This window comes from Kitasatospora sp. NPDC057965 (genome assembly GCF_042887135.1).
In the GTDB taxonomy this organism is placed as follows: domain Bacteria; phylum Actinomycetota; class Actinomycetes; order Streptomycetales; family Streptomycetaceae; genus Kitasatospora.
Map to the genome: position 1 here is coordinate 295418 of NZ_JBHVPZ010000004.1, position 18371 is coordinate 313788.

18 protein-coding genes and 1 pseudogene are annotated in these 18371 nt (G+C 73.1%); 14 read left to right on the forward strand and 5 right to left on the reverse strand.

What is annotated here, in order from left to right; genetic code table 11:
* Positions 1-5: 5 nt before the first annotated feature.
* From ACFVVU_RS07140 to ACFVVU_RS07150, 3 genes are all read right to left on the reverse strand, one after another.
* A complete protein-coding gene (locus ACFVVU_RS07140) occupies positions 6-1040 on the reverse strand; it encodes an alanine racemase (protein ID WP_380687622.1) in 1035 nt (344 codons plus the stop codon).
* Between the two features lie 57 nt (positions 1041-1097).
* The gene (locus ACFVVU_RS07145) at positions 1098-2216 is read right to left on the reverse strand and encodes a lipid II:glycine glycyltransferase FemX (protein WP_380687624.1); all 1119 of its coding nucleotides are present in this window, start codon (positions 2214-2216) and stop codon (positions 1098-1100) included.
* Between the two features lie 200 nt (positions 2217-2416).
* Entirely contained in the window at positions 2417-2716 is a 300-nt protein-coding gene (locus ACFVVU_RS07150; RefSeq protein ID WP_030304540.1) for a hypothetical protein, read from the reverse strand.
* Positions 2717-3014: 298 nt separating this feature from the next.
* Between ACFVVU_RS07150 and rpsF the strand changes: the two genes are divergently transcribed.
* The 4 genes from rpsF to rplI all read left to right on the forward strand — a co-directional run bounded on the left by rpsF (position 3015) and on the right by rplI (position 4783).
* The gene (rpsF, locus tag ACFVVU_RS07155) at positions 3015-3305 is read left to right on the forward strand and encodes a 30S ribosomal protein S6 (protein ID WP_350570360.1); all 291 of its coding nucleotides are present in this window, start codon (positions 3015-3017) and stop codon (positions 3303-3305) included.
* A gap of 96 nt (positions 3306-3401) precedes the next feature.
* Complete coding sequence (locus ACFVVU_RS07160) at positions 3402-4004, forward strand: single-stranded DNA-binding protein (protein WP_380687625.1); 603 nt, start codon at positions 3402-3404, stop codon at positions 4002-4004.
* A gap of 78 nt (positions 4005-4082) precedes the next feature.
* The gene (gene rpsR, locus ACFVVU_RS07165; RefSeq protein ID WP_030304537.1) at positions 4083-4319 is read left to right on the forward strand and encodes a 30S ribosomal protein S18; all 237 of its coding nucleotides are present in this window, start codon (positions 4083-4085) and stop codon (positions 4317-4319) included.
* A gap of 17 nt (positions 4320-4336) precedes the next feature.
* Positions 4337-4783 carry a 50S ribosomal protein L9 gene (rplI, locus tag ACFVVU_RS07170; RefSeq protein ID WP_355362547.1) on the forward strand — a complete coding sequence of 149 codons (447 nt, stop codon included), beginning with the start codon at positions 4337-4339 and terminating at the stop codon, positions 4781-4783.
* A 119-nt stretch (positions 4784-4902) separates the two neighbouring features.
* On the opposite strand, the gene ACFVVU_RS07175 is transcribed toward rplI, so the two are convergent.
* Positions 4903-6228, reverse strand: a complete 1326-nt coding sequence (locus tag ACFVVU_RS07175) for an MATE family efflux transporter (RefSeq protein WP_387788648.1) — start codon at positions 6226-6228, stop codon at positions 4903-4905.
* 591 nt (positions 6229-6819) lie between these two features.
* Here ACFVVU_RS07175 and dnaB point away from each other — a divergent pair.
* Positions 6820-8292 (forward strand): replicative DNA helicase, encoded by a 1473-nt coding sequence (dnaB, locus tag ACFVVU_RS07180; RefSeq protein ID WP_387788696.1) that lies wholly within the window; start codon positions 6820-6822, stop codon positions 8290-8292.
* A 116-nt stretch (positions 8293-8408) separates the two neighbouring features.
* Positions 8409-9836, forward strand: a complete 1428-nt coding sequence (locus ACFVVU_RS07185) for an acyltransferase family protein (RefSeq protein ID WP_380683310.1) — start codon at positions 8409-8411, stop codon at positions 9834-9836.
* Positions 9837-9861: 25 nt separating this feature from the next.
* Here the strand turns inward: ACFVVU_RS07185 and manA are convergent, their stop codons facing one another.
* Positions 9862-11061 carry a mannose-6-phosphate isomerase, class I gene (gene manA, locus ACFVVU_RS07190; protein ID WP_387788649.1) on the reverse strand — a complete coding sequence of 400 codons (1200 nt, stop codon included), beginning with the start codon at positions 11059-11061 and terminating at the stop codon, positions 9862-9864.
* Between the two features lie 325 nt (positions 11062-11386).
* Between manA and ACFVVU_RS07195 the strand changes: the two genes are divergently transcribed.
* From ACFVVU_RS07195 to ACFVVU_RS07230, 8 genes and pseudogenes are all read left to right on the forward strand, one after another.
* A complete protein-coding gene (locus tag ACFVVU_RS07195; RefSeq protein ID WP_380683312.1) occupies positions 11387-12148 on the forward strand; it encodes a polyprenol monophosphomannose synthase in 762 nt (253 codons plus the stop codon).
* Positions 12149-12371: 223 nt separating this feature from the next.
* On the forward strand, positions 12372-13424 hold the full coding sequence (locus ACFVVU_RS07200; protein WP_387788650.1) for an MBL fold metallo-hydrolase: 1053 nt from the start codon (positions 12372-12374) through the stop codon (positions 13422-13424).
* A gap of 22 nt (positions 13425-13446) precedes the next feature.
* Entirely contained in the window at positions 13447-14034 is a 588-nt protein-coding gene (locus tag ACFVVU_RS07205) for a molybdenum cofactor guanylyltransferase (RefSeq protein WP_380683314.1), read from the forward strand.
* A 125-nt stretch (positions 14035-14159) separates the two neighbouring features.
* A pseudogene (locus tag ACFVVU_RS07210) lies at positions 14160-14417 on the forward strand (DUF6457 domain-containing protein); the annotation flags it as partial.
* 2 nt (positions 14418-14419) lie between these two features.
* Positions 14420-15613, forward strand: coding sequence for a molybdopterin molybdotransferase MoeA (locus tag ACFVVU_RS07215; RefSeq protein WP_380683315.1), 1194 nt, complete (start codon positions 14420-14422; stop codon positions 15611-15613).
* Complete coding sequence (locus tag ACFVVU_RS07220) at positions 15610-16680, forward strand: potassium channel family protein (RefSeq protein WP_387788651.1); 1071 nt, start codon at positions 15610-15612, stop codon at positions 16678-16680. Before ACFVVU_RS07215 ends, ACFVVU_RS07220 begins: the two co-directional genes overlap by 4 nt.
* A gap of 10 nt (positions 16681-16690) precedes the next feature.
* Complete coding sequence (locus ACFVVU_RS07225) at positions 16691-17254, forward strand: YbaK/EbsC family protein (RefSeq protein WP_380683317.1); 564 nt, start codon at positions 16691-16693, stop codon at positions 17252-17254.
* Positions 17255-17305: 51 nt separating this feature from the next.
* A complete protein-coding gene (locus ACFVVU_RS07230; protein WP_380683318.1) occupies positions 17306-18283 on the forward strand; it encodes an NAD(P)H-quinone oxidoreductase in 978 nt (325 codons plus the stop codon).
* Positions 18284-18371: the final 88 nt, after the last annotated feature.

Below are 18371 nucleotides of genomic sequence, written 5' to 3' on the forward strand. Positions count from 1 at the left end.
CGGACTCAGCGGTCCACCACGCGGTCGAAGTGCGTGGTGGTGTGCCGCACCTGCAGGCCGAGCTCGTCGCCGACCGCCGGCGGCTTGGCCTCGTTGTCCAGGAAGAGCAGCGAGACCTGCATGTGCGGCGGCTCGGCGAACCAGAGCTGCTTGCCGGCCCAGTGGTACGGCGACTTCGTCTTGTTGACGGTCGCCAGGCCGGCCCGGGCGATGCCCTTGGCCCGGGAGGACATGCCCTGCACGTACTTGGGCGCCTCCAGACCGATGCCGTGCGCGGTGCCGCCGGCGACCACCAGCAGGTGGCCGTCGGAGGGCGCCGGGTGCTGGCGGTAGCCGTAGCGGTCGCCCTTCTGGACCGGGGTGACGTCCAGCACCGTCGCCCGGACCTCCAGCGCGCCGTGGTCGCCCAGCCAGAGCCGGGTGCCGATCCGGGCCCGGAAGACGGTCTCCGGGAAGCGCTGGGCCAGCTGCTCCATGCCCGCCGCGCCGAGGTGGCTGACGAACACGGTGTGCACCGGGACGCCGGCGGCCCGGGCGGTCTCCACCCAGTACGCGACCTCGTCGACCGGGTTGGAGCCGTCCGGCCGGTCCATCGGCAGGTGCAGCGCCAGGCCCTCGAAGTGGACGCCCTCCAGCTCGGCGGCGACCGTGGTGAGGTCGGCCGCCGAGACGCCGTGCCGGCGCATGGTGGTCATGCACTCCACCACCACCCGGGCGCCGTGCAGCGCCCGCAGCGCGTCCACGCTCGCCACCGTCCGGATCACCCGGGCGTGCGGCAGCGGCAGCGCCTCCTCGCCCAGCCGGTAGGGGGTGAGCACCAGCAGCTCGCCGCCGTACCAGTCGGCCGCGTCGGCGGCCTCGTAGGCGGTGCCGACCGCCAGCACGCCGGTGCCGAGGAGGGTCGCCTCCTCGGCCAGCCGGTGGTTGCCCAAGCCGTAGCCGTTGCCCTTCGCCACCGGCACCAGGCCGGGGAACTCGGCCAGCACGGAGCGCTGGTGGGTACGCCAGCGTTCGGTGTCGAGGTAGAGCGACAGCGTCATCGGGTCATCTCCCAGGGGGTGTTGGGCACGGCTGCTCGGTGGCTCGGCGAGCGCTGCTCAGCGGCGCGACATGTAGAGGTCGAGGGCCTTGTGCAGCAGCTTGTTGAGCGGGAAGTCCCACTCGCCGAGGTACTCGGCGGCCTGGCCGCCGGTGCCGACCTTGAACTGGATCAGGCCGAACAGGTGGTCGTTCTCGTCCAGGGTGTCGGAGATGCCGCGCAGGTCGTACACCCCGCCGCCGAGGGCGTAGGAGTCGCGCATCATCCGCCACTGGATCGCGTTCGACGGCTTGACCTCGCGCTTGTGGTTGGCCGAGGCGCCGTAGGAGTACCAGACGTGCTCGCCGACGACCAGCATCGTGGTCGCGGCCAGCGGCTCGCCCTCGTGGTAGGCGATGTACAGCCGCATCCGGTTGGGGTCCTCGGCGACGAGGGCCTTCCACATGCGCTGGAAGTAGGCCAGCGGGCGCGGGGTGAACTTGTCGCGCTCGGCGGTCACCAGGTAGAGCTGGTGGAAGACCGGCAGCTCGTCGTAGCCGCCCTGGACCACCTCGACGCCGCTCTTCTCGGCCTTCTTGATGTTGCGGCGCCAGAGCTGGTTGAAGCCCTTCTGGATGTCGTCCAGCGAGCGGTTGGCCAGCGGCACCTGGAAGACGTAGCGCGGCTGGACGTCGCCGAAGCCGGCGCCGCCGTCCTCGCCCTGCAGCCAGCCGGCCTTGCGCAGCCGGTCGGCGACCTCGAAGGCGCGCGGCTCGTACCAGTCGGCCTCGACGTCGCGCAGGCGCTTGGCCTGCTTGGCGGCGATGGCCTCCTTGATGGTCGGGGCGTTCCAGCGGCGGATGACCACCGGCGGGCCCATCTTCACCGAGAAGGCGCCCTGGGACTTCAGGTGCGCCAGCATCGGCTGCAGCCAGCGGTCGAGGTCGCGGTCGAACCAGTCGATCACCGGGCCCTCGGGCAGGTAGGCGAGGTAGCGCTTGAGCTTGGGCAGTTGCCGGTAGAGCACCAGGCCGGCGCCGACGAGCTGGTTGGTCCCGTCGAACCAGCCGATCGACTCGGAGCGCCACTCGGCCTTCACGTCGCCCCAGGACGGCACCTGCATGTGGCTCGCCGAGGCGCGGCTCCTGATGAAGGCGAGGTGCTCCTCGCGGGTGATCGTCCTCAGGCGCAGGCTCATGCTCGGTGCTCCTCGTCGGTCGGGCTGCGGTGGGCCCCGTCTTCTCGGGGTGACCCTATCGTCCGGGGTCCCGTCGGCTTCGGGCACGGCGGCGCCCCCGCCGCGTACCCGTCCGCCTGAAGACAAGTACGCCACGGGGGCGCCCGGGGTTCCTCGGGGTGATGGAGCCAACCCCGTCGTGGGGCCGACCCGTGGTGGGGCTAACCCCACAGACCGCCGCGTGCGATGCCGAGGTAGAAGCCGATCGCCGAGGCGCCGAGCGTGATCATCAGGACGAAGCGCTCGGCCGTGGTGACGGAGACGTACATCCCCAGCAGGCCGGTGACGATCCCGAACAGGCCGGTCCACGAAGTCAGCAGGTGCAGGTTGTGGAAGAACGACGTGATGAAGGCGATCGCGCCCAGGACGGCGGTGAGGCCGACCAGGGTGTTCTCCCGCGGGTGCGGGTGTCCGTCGGTGTTCAGGGTGAGGGCGGGCATGCGGTGGACGGTCTGGGCCATGAGTCCCACCTCCTGGCGTGGAGACGAACGGGCGGGAAACCCGTTCCGTCCAGATTGCGGCGGTTGGACGGGTCTCACAACCCCTATGCGTTTTGTTCGTCCGTCCGGGTGCGGGTAGGGTGTGTCGTCTGCACTGGTGTAGTTGTGCCCTCCTCTGCCCTCTTCCGGGTGAACGGGGACGGGCTGTCCGACCCGGCCGCTACGGTGGCCGTGTCGTCACTGCTCCGGTGCCGACGCTGCACAACCCTCCTGCCACGGAGAGACCGTGGCCGCTGAGTCCAAAGGAGGTGGGTTACTCATGCGTCACTACGAGGTGATGGTGATCCTCGACCCCTCGGTCGAGGAGCGCGCCGTTTCCCCCCTGATCGAGAGCTTCATGGCTGTCGTCCGCAACGCGGGTGGCAAGGTCGAGAAGATCGACACCTGGGGTCGCCGCCGTCTGGCCTACGAGATCAACAAGCAGTCCGAGGGCATCTACTCGGTCATCGACCTGCAGGCCACGCCTGAGGTCGTCAAGGAGCTCGACCGCCAGCTGGGCCTGAGCGAGTCGGTTCTGCGGACCAAGGTCCTGCGCCCGGACACCCACTGAGCCACCTCTGAGGCCTTCGGGTCTCGGGTAGCTCGCGACCGCTGTTTCACGTGAAACAGCGGTGAACGGACATCTTCCCGAGAGGTCATCACCACCATGGCAGGCGAGACCGTCATCACCCTCGTCGGCAATCTCGTCGACGACCCCGAGCTGCGCTTCACCCCGTCGGGTGCGGCGGTCGCGAAGTTCCGCATCGCGTCCACCCCCCGCACCTTCGACCGTCAGACGAACGAGTGGAAGGACGGCGAGAGCCTCTTCCTCACGTGCAACGTCTGGCGGCAGCCGGCGGAGAACGTGGCCGAGTCGCTCCAGCGCGGCATGCGCGTCATCGTGCAGGGCCGGCTGCGCCAGCGGTCTTACGAGACCAAGGAAGGCGAGAAGCGGACGGTCTTCGAGGTCGAGGTCGACGAGGTCGGTCCGAGCCTGCGCTCGGCGACCGCGAAGGTCACCCGGGCCAACCGGTCCGGCGGCCCCCAGGGCGGCGGCTTCGGCGGCGGCCCGCAGGGTGGCGGCCAGGGCGGCGGCTGGGGCGGCGGCGGTGGCGGCCAGCAGGGCGGCGGCTGGGGTGGCAACTCCGGCGGCCAGTCCGGCCCCTCCGACGACCCCTGGGCGTCCAGCGCTCCCTCTGGTGGCAACCAGGGTGGCGGCAGCTGGGGTGCCCCGTCCGGTGGCGGCTTCTCGGAAGAGCCCCCGTTCTAAGAGCTGACAGATTTCGTGCGGCCTGGCCGCGGGCGTCGCGAGACGCCCGCCCGGCCGTGAACCCCAATGGAGCACACAATGGCGAAGCCGCCTGCTCGCAAGCCGAAGAAGAAGGTTTGCGTCTTCTGCAAGGACAAGGTCAACTACGTTGACTACAAGGACACGAACCTGCTGCGGAAGTTCATCTCCGACCGTGGCAAGATCCGTGCCCGCCGGGTCACCGGCAACTGCACCCAGCACCAGCGTGACGTCGCCACGGCCGTGAAGAACAGCCGTGAGATGGCGCTGCTGCCCTACACCAGCACCGCGCGCTAAGAGAGGGTGACCGAACAATGAAGATCATCCTCACCCACGAGGTGCCGGGCCTGGGCTCGGCCGGCGAGGTCGTCGAGGTCAAGGACGGCTACGCCCGCAACTACCTGGTTCCGCGTGGCTACGCCATCCGCTGGACCAAGGGCGGTCAGAAGGACGTCGACGCCATCCGTCGCGCCCGCAAGATCCACGAGATCCAGACCCTTGAGGCCGCCAACGAGGTCAAGGGCAAGCTGGAGGGCGTCCAGGTCAAGCTGGCCGTTCGTTCCGGCGAGGCCGGCCGTCTGTTCGGCTCGGTGACCCAGGCCGACGTCGTCGAGGCCATCAAGGCCGCCGGCGGCCCGTCGGTCGACAAGCGCGCCGTCGCGATCGCCTCGCCGATCAAGACCGTGGGCACCCACAAGGTCTCGGTCAAGCTGCACTCGGACGTCCAGGCCAACCTGGACATCGCCGTCGTCGCCGCCTGAGCCACGACCACGCCTCGGTAGCGTCAGCTCCGCAGCAGTGGCCCGAGGGCCGGTCCCCCTTCGCGGGGGGACCGGCCCTCGGTCGTTCGCCGGGCCGGTCGTTCGCCGGGCCGGGCCGCTCAGCTCCGCACCGCGCCGGTGACCAGCCACCTGCCGCCGCGGGCCCGCCAGGCCAGGAAGCCGCCGCGGACCAGCATGAAGAGGTTCATCGCCCACCAGAGCCCGGCGAGCCCGGTGCCGCTGGCCGGTACCGCGAGCGCGGCGGGCGCGAAGACCGCCAGCGTGGCGAGCATCGCCCAGGCCAGGAACGGACCGTCCCCGGCGCCCATCAGGACGCCGTCCAGGACGTAGACCAGGCCGGAGACCGGCTGGCAGAGCGCGAGCAGCAGCAGGACGGTGTTCAGCTGCTGCTGCACCGCCGGGTCGGGGGTGAACAGCGGGACGTACAGCGGCCGGGCGAGCACCACCAGCAGGCCCAGCAGCACGCCGGAGCCGATGCCCCACTCGATCATCCGCCGGGTGGCGGCCCTGGTGCCCGGGACGTCCCCGGCGCCCAGGTAGCGGCCGATGATCGCCTGGCCGGCGATCGCGATGGCGTCCAGCGCGAAGGCGATGAACAGGAAGACCGTCATGGCGATCTGGTGCGCGGCGATCTGGTCGTCGCCGAGCCCGGCGGCCACCGCGGTGGCGATCATCAGGATGGCGCGCAGGCTCAGGGTGCGAACCATCAGCGGGCCACCGGCCCGGGCGCTCGCCCGTATCCCGGCCGGGTCCGGCCGCAGCGAGGCCCGCTCCCGGCGGGCGCCGCGGACCACCACGAAGACGTAGACGGCGGCCATGCCGGTCTGGGCGGCGACCGTTCCCCAGGCCGAGCCGGCCACCCCGAGCCCGGCGCCGTACACCAGGGCGGCGTTCAGCCCGAGGTTGGCGGCGAAGCCGGCGACGGCCACGTACAGCGGCGTCCGGGTGTCCTGGAGGCCGCGCAGCACGCCGGTGGAGGCCATCACCATCAGGATCGCCGGGATGCCGAGCGCGCTGATCCGCAGGTACGTCACGGCGTACGGGGCGGCCGTCGGCGAGGCGCCCAGCGCGTCCGCCAGCCGTGGGGCGAGCAGCAGGGTCAGCGCGACCACTCCGACGGAGAGGGCCAGCGCCAGCCAGATGCCGTCGATGCCCTGCTGGACGGCGGCCCGGCGGTCCCCGGCGCCGATCCGGCGGGCGACCGCGGCGGTGGTGGCGTAGGCGAGGAAGACGAACACCCCGGTGGCGGTGGTGAGCGCGGCGGAGGCGACGCCGACGCCGGCCAGCTGGGCGGTGCCGAGGTGGCCGACGATCGCCGAGTCGGCCATCAGGAACAGCGGCTCGGCGACCAGGGCGCCGAAGGCGGGGACGGCGAGGGCGAGGATCTCGCGGTCGTGCCGGCGGCGGTCGGTGGTGAGGGTCATGGGAACCAGGCTACTCATCCACAGGTAAGTGACAAAAGGCCATCCGGGCACTTACTCGTACGAGCGAGCGACCGGGTCGTCCGGATGTGTGTCCACCGCCACCCGGCTGCGTGTGAAGAATTTCTCATGCACAGGCCCGGGACGGGGGAAGCGCAGGTCAGCGGGTTGACGGTGGATCGATCGTCTGGTTATCCACAGGGCTTTCCACAGGGGCGTCCACAGGTTTGCGGCACTTCTCCACAGTCATCGGCCACTCGTCCACACCCCCTGTGGATAACCGCCTTGGCTGAAGGCCGTCCGGCGCCTTAGCGTGGGCCCTCCGTCCGACACTCCCACCCGCCCCGGCGTCCGATTTGTCGGTGCGGTGGCGTAGAAAATGCGGTGGCGCGGAGTCGGGTTCCGCACCATCCCAGCCACCGGCAAGGCCCGCTCCAACTCGCACCACTCGCTGAACGGGGAACACGCGTGACCGGCCCCCAGTACGACGACCACGACGCCCCGCCGCCGGAGGACGACTGGCAGGGCGCCGACGACCCCTTCCCGGTCGGCGCCTTCGCCGACGCCCCCTTCCCGGACGGCCCCGGCGACCGCCTGCCGGTCTCGCGCGGCCGCGGCCAGGGCCAGGGCCAGGGCGGCGGCTTCCAGAAGGGCGGCAAGGGCGGGTCCGGCGGCTTCCAGCGGGACGGCGGCAAGCGGCGCCAGGGCGGCGAGGACGACCGCGGCGAGGGCGGCCTGGACGGCTTCGAGCGCGTCCCTCCGCAGGACCTCGCGGCCGAGCAGTCCGTCCTCGGCGGCATGCTGCTCTCCAAGGACGCCATCGCCGACGTGGTCGAGGTGCTCAAGCCGGCCGACTACTACCGGCCCGCGCACGAGCTGATCCACGGCGCGATCCTCGACCTGTACGCGCGCGGCGAGCCGGCCGACCCGATCACCGTGGCCGGCGAGCTGACCAAGCGCGGCGAGCTCCAGCGGGTCGGCGGCCCGGGCTACCTGCACACCCTGGTCAACTCCGTCCCGACCGCCGCCAATGCCGAGTACTACGCGCAGATCGTGCACGAGCGCGCGGTGCTGCGCCGGCTGGTCGAGGCCGGCACCCGGATCGCCGGCATGGGCTACGCCGCCGAGGGCGACGTCGACGAGATCGTCAACGCGGCGCAGGCCGAGATCTACGCCGTCACCGAGCAGCGCACCAACGAGGACTACGCCCCGCTCGCCGACATCATGGAGGGCGCCCTCGACGAGATCGAGTCGATCGGCTCCCGCAATGGCCAGATGTCCGGCGTCCCGACCGGATTCGCCGACTTCGACGCGCTCACCAACGGGCTGCACCCCGGCCAGATGATCGTCATCGCGGCCCGCCCCGCGATGGGCAAGTCCACCCTGGCGCTGGACTTCGCCCGGGCCTGCTCGATCCACAACAAGCTGCCGAGCGTGATCTTCTCGCTCGAAATGGGCCGCAACGAGATCGCCATGCGTCTGCTCTCCGCCGAGGCCAGGGTGGCGCTGCACCACATGCGCTCCGGCTCCATGACGGACGACGACTGGACCAGGGTGGCCCGGCGGATGCCGGACGTCAGCGAGGCCCCGCTGTTCATCGACGACTCCCCGAACCTGTCGATGATGGAGATCCGCGCCAAGTGCCGCCGGCTCAAGCAGCGCAACGACATCAAACTGGTCGTCATCGACTACCTCCAGCTGATGCAGTCCGGCGGCTCCCGCCGGGCCGAGAACCGCCAGCAGGAGGTCTCCGACATGTCGCGAAACCTGAAGCTGCTGGCCAAGGAGCTGGAGGTGCCGGTGATCGCGCTCTCCCAGCTGAACCGTGGTCCCGAACAGCGCACCGACAAGCGTCCGATGGTCTCCGACCTGCGTGAGTCCGGCTCGATCGAGCAGGACGCCGACATGGTCATCCTGCTGCACCGCGAGGACGCCTACGAGAAGGAGTCCCCGCGCGCGGGCGAGGCCGACCTCATCGTCGCCAAGCACCGAAACGGCCCGACCGCCACCATCACCGTGGCCTTCCAGGGCCACTACTCCCGCTTCGTCGACATGACCCGCGACTGACCTCCGGCCGGAGGGGACGGCGCCCGGTCCGGAGGCGGTGCGGAACTCCCGCAAAGGCCGTTCACGAAGGGGTGGTGCGGAGTCGGCCCCGGACATGGACTAGCCTCCGGCGCGTGATGACACTCATATCCCGCTCTCGGCGAGAGGCCACCGGAGCAACCGGCGCCGGATCCGCGCCCCCCTCGTCGAACCGGCTCGGCTGGCTGGACGCGCTGCGCGGCATCGCGGCGCTCGCCGTCGCGGCCCATCACTTCGAGATCCTGAGGATCGTCCCGTTCGGCGGCGAGATCGCCGGCCACTTCGACCTCGGCTTCTACGGGGTCATCGTGTTCTTCATCGTCAGCGGCTACATCATCCCGGCCTCGCTGGAGCGCCGTGGTGACGTCCGGGCGTTCTGGATCGGCCGGATCTTCCGGATCTACCCGGCGCTGATCGTGGCGATGCTGCTGTCCGAGTTCATCCTGCCGCCCGCCTACCAGGTCCTGACCTTCGACAGCTACCACCACGACAAGCTCTGGCTGGTGGGCAACGGCCTGATGCTGACGGACATGCTGGGCGTGTGGAACGGCTTCGGCGTGAGCTGGACGCTCACGTACGAGATGCTCTTCTACTTCCTCGTCAGCAGCCTCTTCGCGTTCGGCTGGCACCGGCGCAGCACGCCGATCGCGGTCGGGGCGGGGGCGGTCGCGCTGGTGATGGGCGTCTGGATCCCGTCGCACAGCCTGCAGAACAGCAACCAGGAGGTCTACAACCTCGTGACCGCCGCCCTGGCCGTCGTGGTCATGGGCGTGCTCTGCATGCTCAGCGGCAACGCGTCGCTGGCCCGGACCGGCGGTCTGCTGCTGGGCGGGCTCAGCCTGTACCTGGTGTGCACCAACGGCCGGGTGCCCGCGTTCGAGACCTTCACCATCCTCGCGACGATGTTCGCGGGCACGGTGATCTACCGGGCGCAGCACGGGCAGATCGAGCGCATCGAGGCCTGGCTGGCCATCGGCTTCGTGGCGGCGGCGGGCGCCCTGGTGGGGTGGATGTTCAACCGGGGCCCGATGGCCGACGCGACCTCGACCTTCACCTGGCAGGCGTGGACCTACGCCTACCTGGGGGCGTGGGCGTCGTTCGGCCTCTTCTTCCTGCTGCGCAAGCGGCGGATGCCGCGCGCGATGGTCTGGCTGGGCGCGGTGAGCTTCTCGCTCTACCTGCTGCACTGGCCGGTGAAGAGGTTCCTGCTGTGGCGGTTCGGCTGGGACCCCAAGTACTACTGGGCCAAGCTGCAGGAGCTGCCGTTCGCCGAGCGGTGGGCGTGGGTGGCCATGTACCTGGCGGTGCTGCTGGTGGTCTGCTGGGTGGTGTACCGGCTGGTGGAGATGCCCTTCCAGAACCTCGGCCGCAAGCTGACGAAGGCGATGAACCGGCGGTGGCCGCCGCAGTCCCTGGAGGCCCCCGCGGCGGTGGCCGCGGTCCCGGTGCCGGCCGCAGGAGCGGCGGAGCCGGTTCTGGTGGGCGCGGGCACCACCGGCGCCGGGGGCCCGGCGAAGACGGACTGACCGGCGCCGCCGTGTGCGGCCGGGGTCAGAGGGTGACGGTCGCGCGGAAGAGCGTGGCGTCGGCGCCGTCCAGGCGGGTCGCGGTACCGGTGGCGGGGAGGAAGGCCGCCTCGCCCCGGGCCAGCCCCAGGACGGCGCCGTCCGCCGCGGTCAGCCGGACGGTGCCGGCGGTGCAGAGCAGGATCTGCGGGGCGTCGCCGGCCACCTCCCGCGCGCGGTCGTCCAGCACGAAGCGGGAGAGCCGGAACTCGTCGATCGGCACGGGGTACAGCTCCTCGCCGGGCGTCCCGTCGACGGTGACCGGCAGCAGCGGTTCCGGCGAGCAGGCGGCGAACTCGACCACCCGGAGCAGCTCCGGCACGTCGATGTGCTTGGGGGTGAGCCCGGCCCGCAGCACGTTGTCGGAGTTGGCCTGGAGCTCCACGCACAGGCCGTGCAGGTAAGCGTGCGGGACGCCGGCGCCCAGGTAGAGCGCCTCGCCGGCGCGCAGCAGGACGTGGTTGAGCAGCAGCCCGGCGATCAGCCCGACGTCCCCGGGGAAGTCCCGGGCAATCCGGGTGTACGGCGCGTACGGGCCCTCCGGGTCCTCGGCGGCGGCCTTGCCGAGCGCCTCGGCGGTGTCCCGGACCGCCTCCGCGGCCTCCGGCCCGGACAGGGTGAGCACGGCGGCCAGCGCGGTGCTGAGCGCTTCGGACTCGTCCCCGGCGCCCAGCAGGGCGATCACCGGCGCCAGCGCGGGCACCCCGAGGCCGGCCAGCAGCGCGGCCGCCTCGGCGGGCCGGCGGAAGCCGCAGAGGCCGTCGAAGTCGCCGAGCGCGCAGATGAGTTCGGGCTTGTGGTTGGCGTCCCGATAGTTCCGGTGCGGCGCGTCCAGCGGGATCCCCAGGGCGTTCTCGGCGGCGTACCCGGCGCGGGCCTGGTCGAGCGAGGGGTGGGCCTGGATGGAGATCGGGATGCCCGGGGCGAGGATCTTGAGCAGGAACGGCAGGGTGGGTCCGAACCGGGCGACCGAGGCGGCGCCCAGCTCGCCCTGCGGGTCGGCGGCGATCAACTCGTCGAGTCGGCGCGGCCCCTCGCCCCGGTCCGCCCGCGACGGGTCCCCGGGGTGGGCGCCCATCCACAGCTCGGCCTGCGGTTCGCCGGTCGGCTCCTGCCCGAGCAGCTCGGGGAGCGCGGTGACCGAACCCCAGGCGTACGGGCGGACGGTGTTGACGAGCTTGTCCATGGGCGCGGTCCTGCTCCTTGCTGCAGTGGCTGGTGGGCCTCGCCGCCGTCAGGCGGCCGCGGGCGGGGGGCGGACGGGTTCGGGCATCCGGGCAAAGGCCGGGCATCGACCCTAGCCGACCTGCACCTCCGCCGGTGAAACGGCGGGCGCCGGTCGGGAGTGCCTCGGGAGGAAGGTCGGCCCGAGGGCGCGGTAGTAGGATGCCAGGACCCAGTGTTTTCCACGGTGTCGTCCGGGCCGGCGGGGTGTCGGCCGGGACTGTGTCTTCCGATGAGTGCGGGCAATGGTGACCGGCACGTCCCGCCACCGGCCGAGAGGTTAGTACGTGACCGTCAACCAGCAGGGCTTCGCCGATCTCGGCCGGGTGCTGGTGATCATCCCCACCTACAACGAGGCGGAGAACGTCGAGCTCATCGTCGGCCGGGTACGTGCCGCGGTGCCCGAGGTGCACGTCCTCGTCGCCGACGACAACAGCCCCGACGGCACCGGTGAGCTGGCCGACAAGCTGGCCGCCGAGGACCCCCAGGTGCACGTCATGCACCGCCGGGGCAAGGAGGGGCTGGGCGCCGCCTACCTGGCCGGGTTCCGCTGGGGCATCGACGAGGGCTACGACGTGCTCGTCGAGATGGACGCCGACGGCTCCCACCGGCCCGAGGAGCTGGACCGGCTGCTCACCGCGCTGCGCGGTGCCGACCTGGTGCTGGGTTCGCGCTGGGTCCCCGGCGGCCGGGTGGTGAACTGGCCGAAGTCCCGGCTGCTGCTCTCGCGCGGCGGCTCGACCTACTCGCGGCTGATGCTGGGCGTGCCGATCCGGGACGTCACCGGCGGCTACCGGGCGTTCCGCAAGGAGACCCTGCTCGGCCTGGGCATGGACCAGGTCGCCTCGGCCGGCTACTGCTTCCAGGTCGACCTGGCCTGGCGCACGGTGAAGGCCGGCTTCAAGGTCGCCGAGGTGCCGATCACCTTCGTCGAGCGGGAGCTGGGCGCGTCCAAGATGAGCCGGCAGATCGTGGTCGAGGCGCTCTGGCGGGTCACCTCCTGGGGCGTCGCCGACCGCGTCGCCAAGCTCACCGGCCGCAAGGGCTGACCACCGCGGCGAAGGGTCACCGTCCGGACACGTGATCGGGAAGGCGCGCCCCCGCCGGGCGCGCCTTCCGCGTTTTCCGTGCGCCGTACTCCCATGCTGTAGGGCGCGAGGTCCGGCCGCCCGGTACGGTCCCCGGCCGGGCGGCTCCCGCCGTCACCGCCGTGCGCACCACCGACACCGAGCCGGAACGGGACCGGGACCGCCGAAGCAGAGGGAGCAGCCAGTGACGTCGTCCCCGTCCGAGGAGAACGCCGGCGCGGACCCGGTCGACGGGGCGCCCGCCGCCGGGGCGCCGGTCCGGCCGCTGGAGGTCGAGGTCTTCACCGGCCCCGAGTCGGCCTTCTTCGCCACCTCCACCCTGATCCTCGGCGAGCACACGGCGATCCTGGTCGACGCCCAGCTCACCCGCAGCGCCGGCCGCGAGCTGGCCGAGTGGGTGGCGGGCAAGGGCCGGCGGCTGCTCGCCATCGTGGTCACCCACCAGCACCCCGACCACTACTTCGGCGCCGAGGAGGTGCTGCGGCTCTTCCCCGAGGCGCAGCTGCTGGCCGCGCCGCCGGTGGTCGACGGCATTCTGCGCACCGCCGCGGCGAAGGTCGCCCAGTGGAAGCCGGTGTTCGGCGACGACATCCCGGACCATCCGCTGGTCCCGGCCCCGCTGCTGCCCCAGCCGCTGATGATCGACCGGCAGGTGATCCCGGTGCTGCTGCTCGGACAGGCCGACTGCGACGGTTCCACGGTGGTGCACGTGCCGAGCGTCCGCACCGTGGTGGCCGGCGACTTCGTGTACAACGGCACCCACGTCTGGACCGCCGACACCACGCCGGAGCAGCGCGCCGGCTGGGTCCGCAATCTGGGCCGGATCGCCGAGCTGGGCGCGGACCGGGTGATCGCCGGGCACCGGGCGCCGGAACAGGGCGACGACGCGGCCCGGGTGCTGGCCTTCACCGGGGAGTACCTGCAGGACTTCGACCGGCTGCTGGCCGAGCACCCGGACGACCCGGAGGCGCTGGTCGCGGCGGTGAACCGGCGGTACGGGGAGCTGACCCTGCCGGTCGTGCTGGAGCTGAGCGCCGCCGCCAACACGGCTGCCGCCGGGACCGGTGCTGCGGCCGGGGCGCCGGCCGAGCCCGGCGACGAGCCCGAGCCCGGGGCGGAGGCCGAACCGGACGCCGAGCCCGGGGCGGAGGCCGAACCGGACGCCGGGACCGGGGCCGGACCGGACGCCGAAGCGCCCGCCGAGCGGGAGCCCGAGGACGGCGGGTCCACCGCCTGAGCGTCCGGCGGATACTGGCGGCATGACGCCGTACGACGTGATCGTCCCGGCCGGTGGCGCCGCCCGGCGGCTGGGCGGGGCGGACAAGCCCGGTCTGACCGTCGGTGGGACCACCCTGCTGGACCGGGTGCTCGCCGCCTGCGCGGAGGCCCGGACCACCGTGGTGGTCGGGCCGGCCCGGCCCACCGCCCGGCCCGGGGTCCGCTGGACCCGCGAGCGCCCGCCCGGCGGCGGGCCGGTGGCCGCCGTCGCGGCCGGTCTCGCCGAGGTGAGCGCCGATCTGGTGCTGCTGTTCGCCGCCGACCTGCCGTTCCTCGACCGGCGCACCGTCCACCGGCTGGTCGCCGCCCTCGACGGGGCCGGGCCGGAGACCGCGGCGGCCGTGCTGGTCGACGCCGCCGGCCGTGACCAGCCGCTCGCCGCCGCCTACCGCACCGCCGCCCTGCGCGCCGCGCTGGCCGCCGCCGGCGACCCCGCCGGGCTCCCGCTGCGCCGGCTGACCGGCGCCCTGCCCACCCTGCGGCTGGCCGACACCGACGACGTCACCTACGACTGCGACACCTGGGAGGACCTGGAGCAGGCCCGCGAACGCGGCGGCGGCGCGGGCTGATCCCGGCCGGACCGGCCGGCTCACGGGGCGGGGGCCCGGACGTGAGCGAAACGACGCGCGCCGCTCACCGGACAAACATCCCGGGTCCACCACCGATCGGGCAGCATGTTCGCATGGAGCGCACGCTGGATGACTGGATCGCCGAGGTCCGTGCCGAGCTGGACATCGACCTGGAGGTCGACGTCCGCGGCCTGCTCGACCTGGCCCGGGTGGTCGCGCACGGGGTGGACCGCCCCGCGGCCCCGCTGACCGCCTTTCTGATCGGCTACGCGGCCGCGCGTCGCGGCGGTGGCCCGGAGGCGGTCGCCGAGGCGTCCCGGCGCACCGAGGCGCTCGCCGAGCGCTGGGCGGCGGCCCGGACGGACGACCCGGGACAGCCGTGAGCGTGATCGAGGAACGCACCGCCGTCGCCCCGGCCCGCCCGGCCGGCTGGGCGGCGGCCCGCGAGACCGCCCGCCGGGCCGGCCGCCCCGTGCTGCCGTCGCTGAGCCTGCCGCTGGACGGCGCGCTCGGCCGCACCCTGGCCGAGCCGCTGATCGCGCTCAGCGACCTGCCGGCCTTCGACACCTCGGCGATGGACGGCTGGGCGGTCGCCGGCCCCGGCCCCTGGAAGGTGGCCGGCCGGCTGCTCGCCGGGCACCCCGCCGACGGTCCACTGGCCGACGGCGCCGCCGTGGAGATCGCCACCGGCGCCCAACTGCCGCCCGGTGCCACCGCGGTGCTCCGCCGTGAGCACGGTGAGCCGGGTGCGACGCTGCTGTCCGAGCGGATCCCCGGTGCGCTGACCACCGGCCAGGACGTGCGGCCGCGCGGCCAGGAGTGCCGGCGCGGCGAGGTGCTGCTGCCGGCCGGGACCGAGGTCGGACCGGCGGTGCTCGGCCTGGCCGCCGCCTGCGGCCACGACCGGCTGGCCGTCCACCGTCCCCCGGTGGTGGAGCTGCTGGTGCTCGGCGACGAACTGCTCGGCTCCGGCCTGCCCCGGCCCGGCCTGGTCCGGGACGCGCTCGGCCCGCTGCTGCCGCCGTGGCTGCGCGCGGCCGGCGCCGAGACCGGTGAACCGCGTGCCGTCCGGGACGACTTCGGCCTGCTCCGGGACGCCCTGCGGCACTCCGTCGCGGACGTGGTGGTCACCACCGGCGGGACGGCGGCCGGCCCGGTGGACTTCCTGCACCGGGCGCTCGCCGAGTGCGGCGCCCGGCTGCTGGTGGACGGGGTCGCCGTCCGCCCCGGCCACCCGATGGTGCTGGCCGAACTCCCCGGCGGCCGGCACCTGGTGGGCCTGCCCGGCAATCCGCTGGCCGCGGTCGCGGGCACGGTGACGCTCGCCCTGCCGCTGCTGCGCGCGCTGGCCGGGCGGAGCAGCGGCGAGCCGGTGCTGGCCGCCGCCGTCGACCCGCTGCCCGGCCACCCGGTGGACACCCGGCTGCTGCCGGTCCGCCGGACCGCCCGCGGGGTGGTCCGACTCCGCCACGACGGCCCGGCGATGCTCCGCGGCCTGGCCCGGGCCGAGGCGCTGGCGGTGGTGCCGCCGGGCGGCGCGGCGGCCGGTGACGAGATCGAACTGCTGGAGGTGCCATGAGTGTCCGACGCGTCCGCGAGCGGCTGGCCGGACCGACCACACCCGGTACCGAGCCCTGGGCCGACTCCGGGATCGTGCTGCCGGCCCGGCGCACCGCGCCGGCGGTGCGGCAGGTCGGCTCCCGGTTGCTGCTGGCGCTGGGCGTCCTGGTGGCCACCACGATGATCGTCTGGCTGGACCGCGAGGGCTACAACGACAACGCCGGCGGCGGGCTGAGCTTCCTGGACTCGGCGTACTACGCCACGGTGACGCTCTCCACCACCGGGTACGGCGACATCACCCCGTTCAGCGACAGCGCCCGGCTCACCAACATCTTCGTGATCACTCCGCTGCGGGTGCTCTTCCTGATCATCCTGGTCGGCACCACCCTCGAAGTGCTCACCGAACGCACCCGTCAGCAGTGGCGGTTGAACCGCTGGAGGTCCACCGTGCGCGAGCACACCGTCGTGATCGGCTTCGGCACCAAGGGCCGCAGCGCCATCGACACCCTGCTCGGGCAGGGCGCCCGCAAGGACGAGATCGTGGTGGTCGACCCGCAGCGCCGGGTGGTCGACCAGGCCGCCCAGCAGGGCCTGGTGGGCGTGGTCGGCGACGCCACCCGGACCGACACCCTGCTGCGCGCCGGACTGCCCACCGCCGCCCGGGTGGTGGTCGCCCCCGAACGGGACGACACCGCCGCGCTGATCACCCTGACCGCCCGCCAGCTGACCCGCTCGGCGACCATCGTCGCGGCGGTGCGGGAGGACGAGAACGCCCCGCTGCTGCGGCAGAGCGGTGCCGACGTGGTGGTCACCAGCTCCAGTTCGGCGGGCCGGCTGCTCGGCATGTCGATGCTCAGCCCGCACGCGGGAGCGGTGATGGAGGACCTGCTCACCTACGGCAACGGCCTGGACGTGGTCGAGCGCCCGGTCACCCGGGCCGAGGCCGGGCACAGCCCGCGCGAACTCGACGACCTGGTGGTGGCGGTGGTGCGCGGCCGGCGGGTGATCAACTACACCGAGCCGGAGGCGCGGACGCTGCAGATCACCGACCGGGTGATCGTCATCAAGTCGGCGGACGGCGCGTAGGGTTGCCGCCATGACCGGTCAACCGCAGCTCCCGTTCGGCAGTTTCGACTTCTTCGCCCCCGCGCTGGAGGTGGCCGACCGGCTGGTCGCCCCGGTGGCCGAGGCGCTGGCGGGCTGGGAGGACCGGGAGGCCGCCCGGTCCGTGCTGTACGTCGAGACCGATCCGGAGAAGGCCGACACCGCGGTCTTCTGCGAGACCTACGACGTGCCGCTCGACGCCTCGGCGAACTGCGTGGTGGTCGCCGCCAAGCGCGGCGGGGAGACCACCCTGGCCGCCTGCCTGGCGCTGGCGACCACCCGGGTCGACGTCAACCGCACGGTCCGCAAGCACCTGGAGGCGCGCAAGGCCTCGTTCGCGCCGATGGACACCGCCGTCGAGGCGACCGGCATGGAGTACGGCGGGATCACCGTGGTCGGCCTGCCGGCCGGCTGGCCGCTGCTGGTCGACGAGGCGGTGGCGGCCGCCCCCTTCGTCCTGGTGGGCAGCGGGCGGCGGCGCGGCAAGCTGATCCTGCCCGGAGCGGTGCTGGCCGCGCTGCCCGGCGCCGTGCTGCTGCCCGACCTGGCCGGCTGACGGCGCGGGTCGCCCGCCCGCGGGGCGGCCGGCGGGCAGTAGCGTCGGGCCATGCATGCGATGACGATTCCTGAACCCGGCGGGCCCGAGGCGCTGGTCTGGGCGGAGGTGCCGGACCCGGTGCCCGGGGAAGGCGAGGTCCTGGTCGAGGTGGCCGCCACCGCCGTCAACCGCGCCGACCTGCTCCAGCGGCAGGGCTTCTACGATCCGCCGCCCGGCAGCCCGCGCCACCCCGGCCTGGAGTGCGCGGGCCGGATCACCGCGCTGGGCCCCGGGGTGTCCGGCTGGGCGGTCGGCGACGAGGTCTGCGCGCTGCTGGTCGGCGGCGGCTACGCGGAGCGGGTCGCGGTGCCGGTCGGCCAACTGCTGCCGGTGCCGCCCGGGCTGACCCCGGAGCAGGCCGCCGCGCTGCCGGAGGTGGTCTGCACGGTGTGGTCCAACGTCTTCCTCACCGCGCACCTGCGGCCGGGCGAGACGGTGCTGGTGCACGGTGGCGCCAGCGGCATCGGGACGATGGCGATCCAGCTGGCCAAGGCGATCGGCGCCCGGGTGGCGGTGACGGCGGGCGGCCCGGAGAAGCTGGCCCGCTGCGCGGAGCTGGGTGCCGACGTGCTGATCGACTACCGCACGCAGGACTTCGTCGAGGTGCTCCGGGAGGCCACCGGCGGCGCCGGGGCGGACGTGATCCTCGACATCATGGGCGCCAAGTACCTGCAGCGGAACGTGGACGCGCTGGCGGTCAACGGGCGGCTGGTGATCATCGGGCTGCAGGGCGGGGTGAACGGCGAGCTGAACCTCAACACCCTGCTGCGCAAGCGCGGCGCGGTGATCGCGACCAATCTGCGCGGGCGGCCGCTGGCCGAGAAGTCGGCGATCGTGGCGGCGGTGCGCGAGCACGTCTGGCCGCTGGTCGCCTCCGGGGTGGTGAAGCCGGTGGTCGACCGGGTGCTGCCGCTGACGGAGGCCGCCGAGGCGCACCGGGTGCTGGAGGCCGGTACGCAGGTCGGCAAGGTGGTGCTGCGGGTCTGAGCCCGGGCGCGGCCGGCGGGGTGGCGGCTCCGGGGGATCCGTGCTCCGCCGGTCCGGGCCGTCCGACATGCCCGGAATGCGGGTGTGT

Excerpts from the sequence above, each read along its gene's own strand:
- ACFVVU_RS07140 (WP_380687622.1), bottom strand. The coding sequence starts at position 1,040 with ATGACGCTGTCGCTCTACCTCGACACCGAACGCTGGCGTACCCACCAG.
- ACFVVU_RS07145 (WP_380687624.1), bottom strand. The coding sequence starts at position 2,216 with ATGAGCCTGCGCCTGAGGACGATCACCCGCGAGGAGCACCTCGCCTTC.
- ACFVVU_RS07150 (WP_030304540.1), bottom strand. The coding sequence starts at position 2,716 with ATGGCCCAGACCGTCCACCGCATGCCCGCCCTCACCCTGAACACCGAC.
- rpsF (WP_350570360.1), top strand. The coding sequence starts at position 3,015 with ATGCGTCACTACGAGGTGATGGTGATCCTCGACCCCTCGGTCGAGGAG.
- ACFVVU_RS07160 (WP_380687625.1), top strand. The coding sequence starts at position 3,402 with ATGGCAGGCGAGACCGTCATCACCCTCGTCGGCAATCTCGTCGACGAC.
- rpsR (WP_030304537.1), top strand. The coding sequence starts at position 4,083 with ATGGCGAAGCCGCCTGCTCGCAAGCCGAAGAAGAAGGTTTGCGTCTTC.
- rplI (WP_355362547.1), top strand. The coding sequence starts at position 4,337 with ATGAAGATCATCCTCACCCACGAGGTGCCGGGCCTGGGCTCGGCCGGC.
- ACFVVU_RS07175 (WP_387788648.1), bottom strand. The coding sequence starts at position 6,228 with ATGACCCTCACCACCGACCGCCGCCGGCACGACCGCGAGATCCTCGCC.
- ACFVVU_RS07185 (WP_380683310.1), top strand. The coding sequence starts at position 8,409 with ATGACACTCATATCCCGCTCTCGGCGAGAGGCCACCGGAGCAACCGGC.
- manA (WP_387788649.1), bottom strand. The coding sequence starts at position 11,061 with ATGGACAAGCTCGTCAACACCGTCCGCCCGTACGCCTGGGGTTCGGTC.
- ACFVVU_RS07205 (WP_380683314.1), top strand. The coding sequence starts at position 13,447 with ATGACGCCGTACGACGTGATCGTCCCGGCCGGTGGCGCCGCCCGGCGG.
- ACFVVU_RS07220 (WP_387788651.1), top strand. The coding sequence starts at position 15,610 with ATGAGTGTCCGACGCGTCCGCGAGCGGCTGGCCGGACCGACCACACCC.
- ACFVVU_RS07225 (WP_380683317.1), top strand. The coding sequence starts at position 16,691 with ATGACCGGTCAACCGCAGCTCCCGTTCGGCAGTTTCGACTTCTTCGCC.
- ACFVVU_RS07230 (WP_380683318.1), top strand. The coding sequence starts at position 17,306 with ATGCATGCGATGACGATTCCTGAACCCGGCGGGCCCGAGGCGCTGGTC.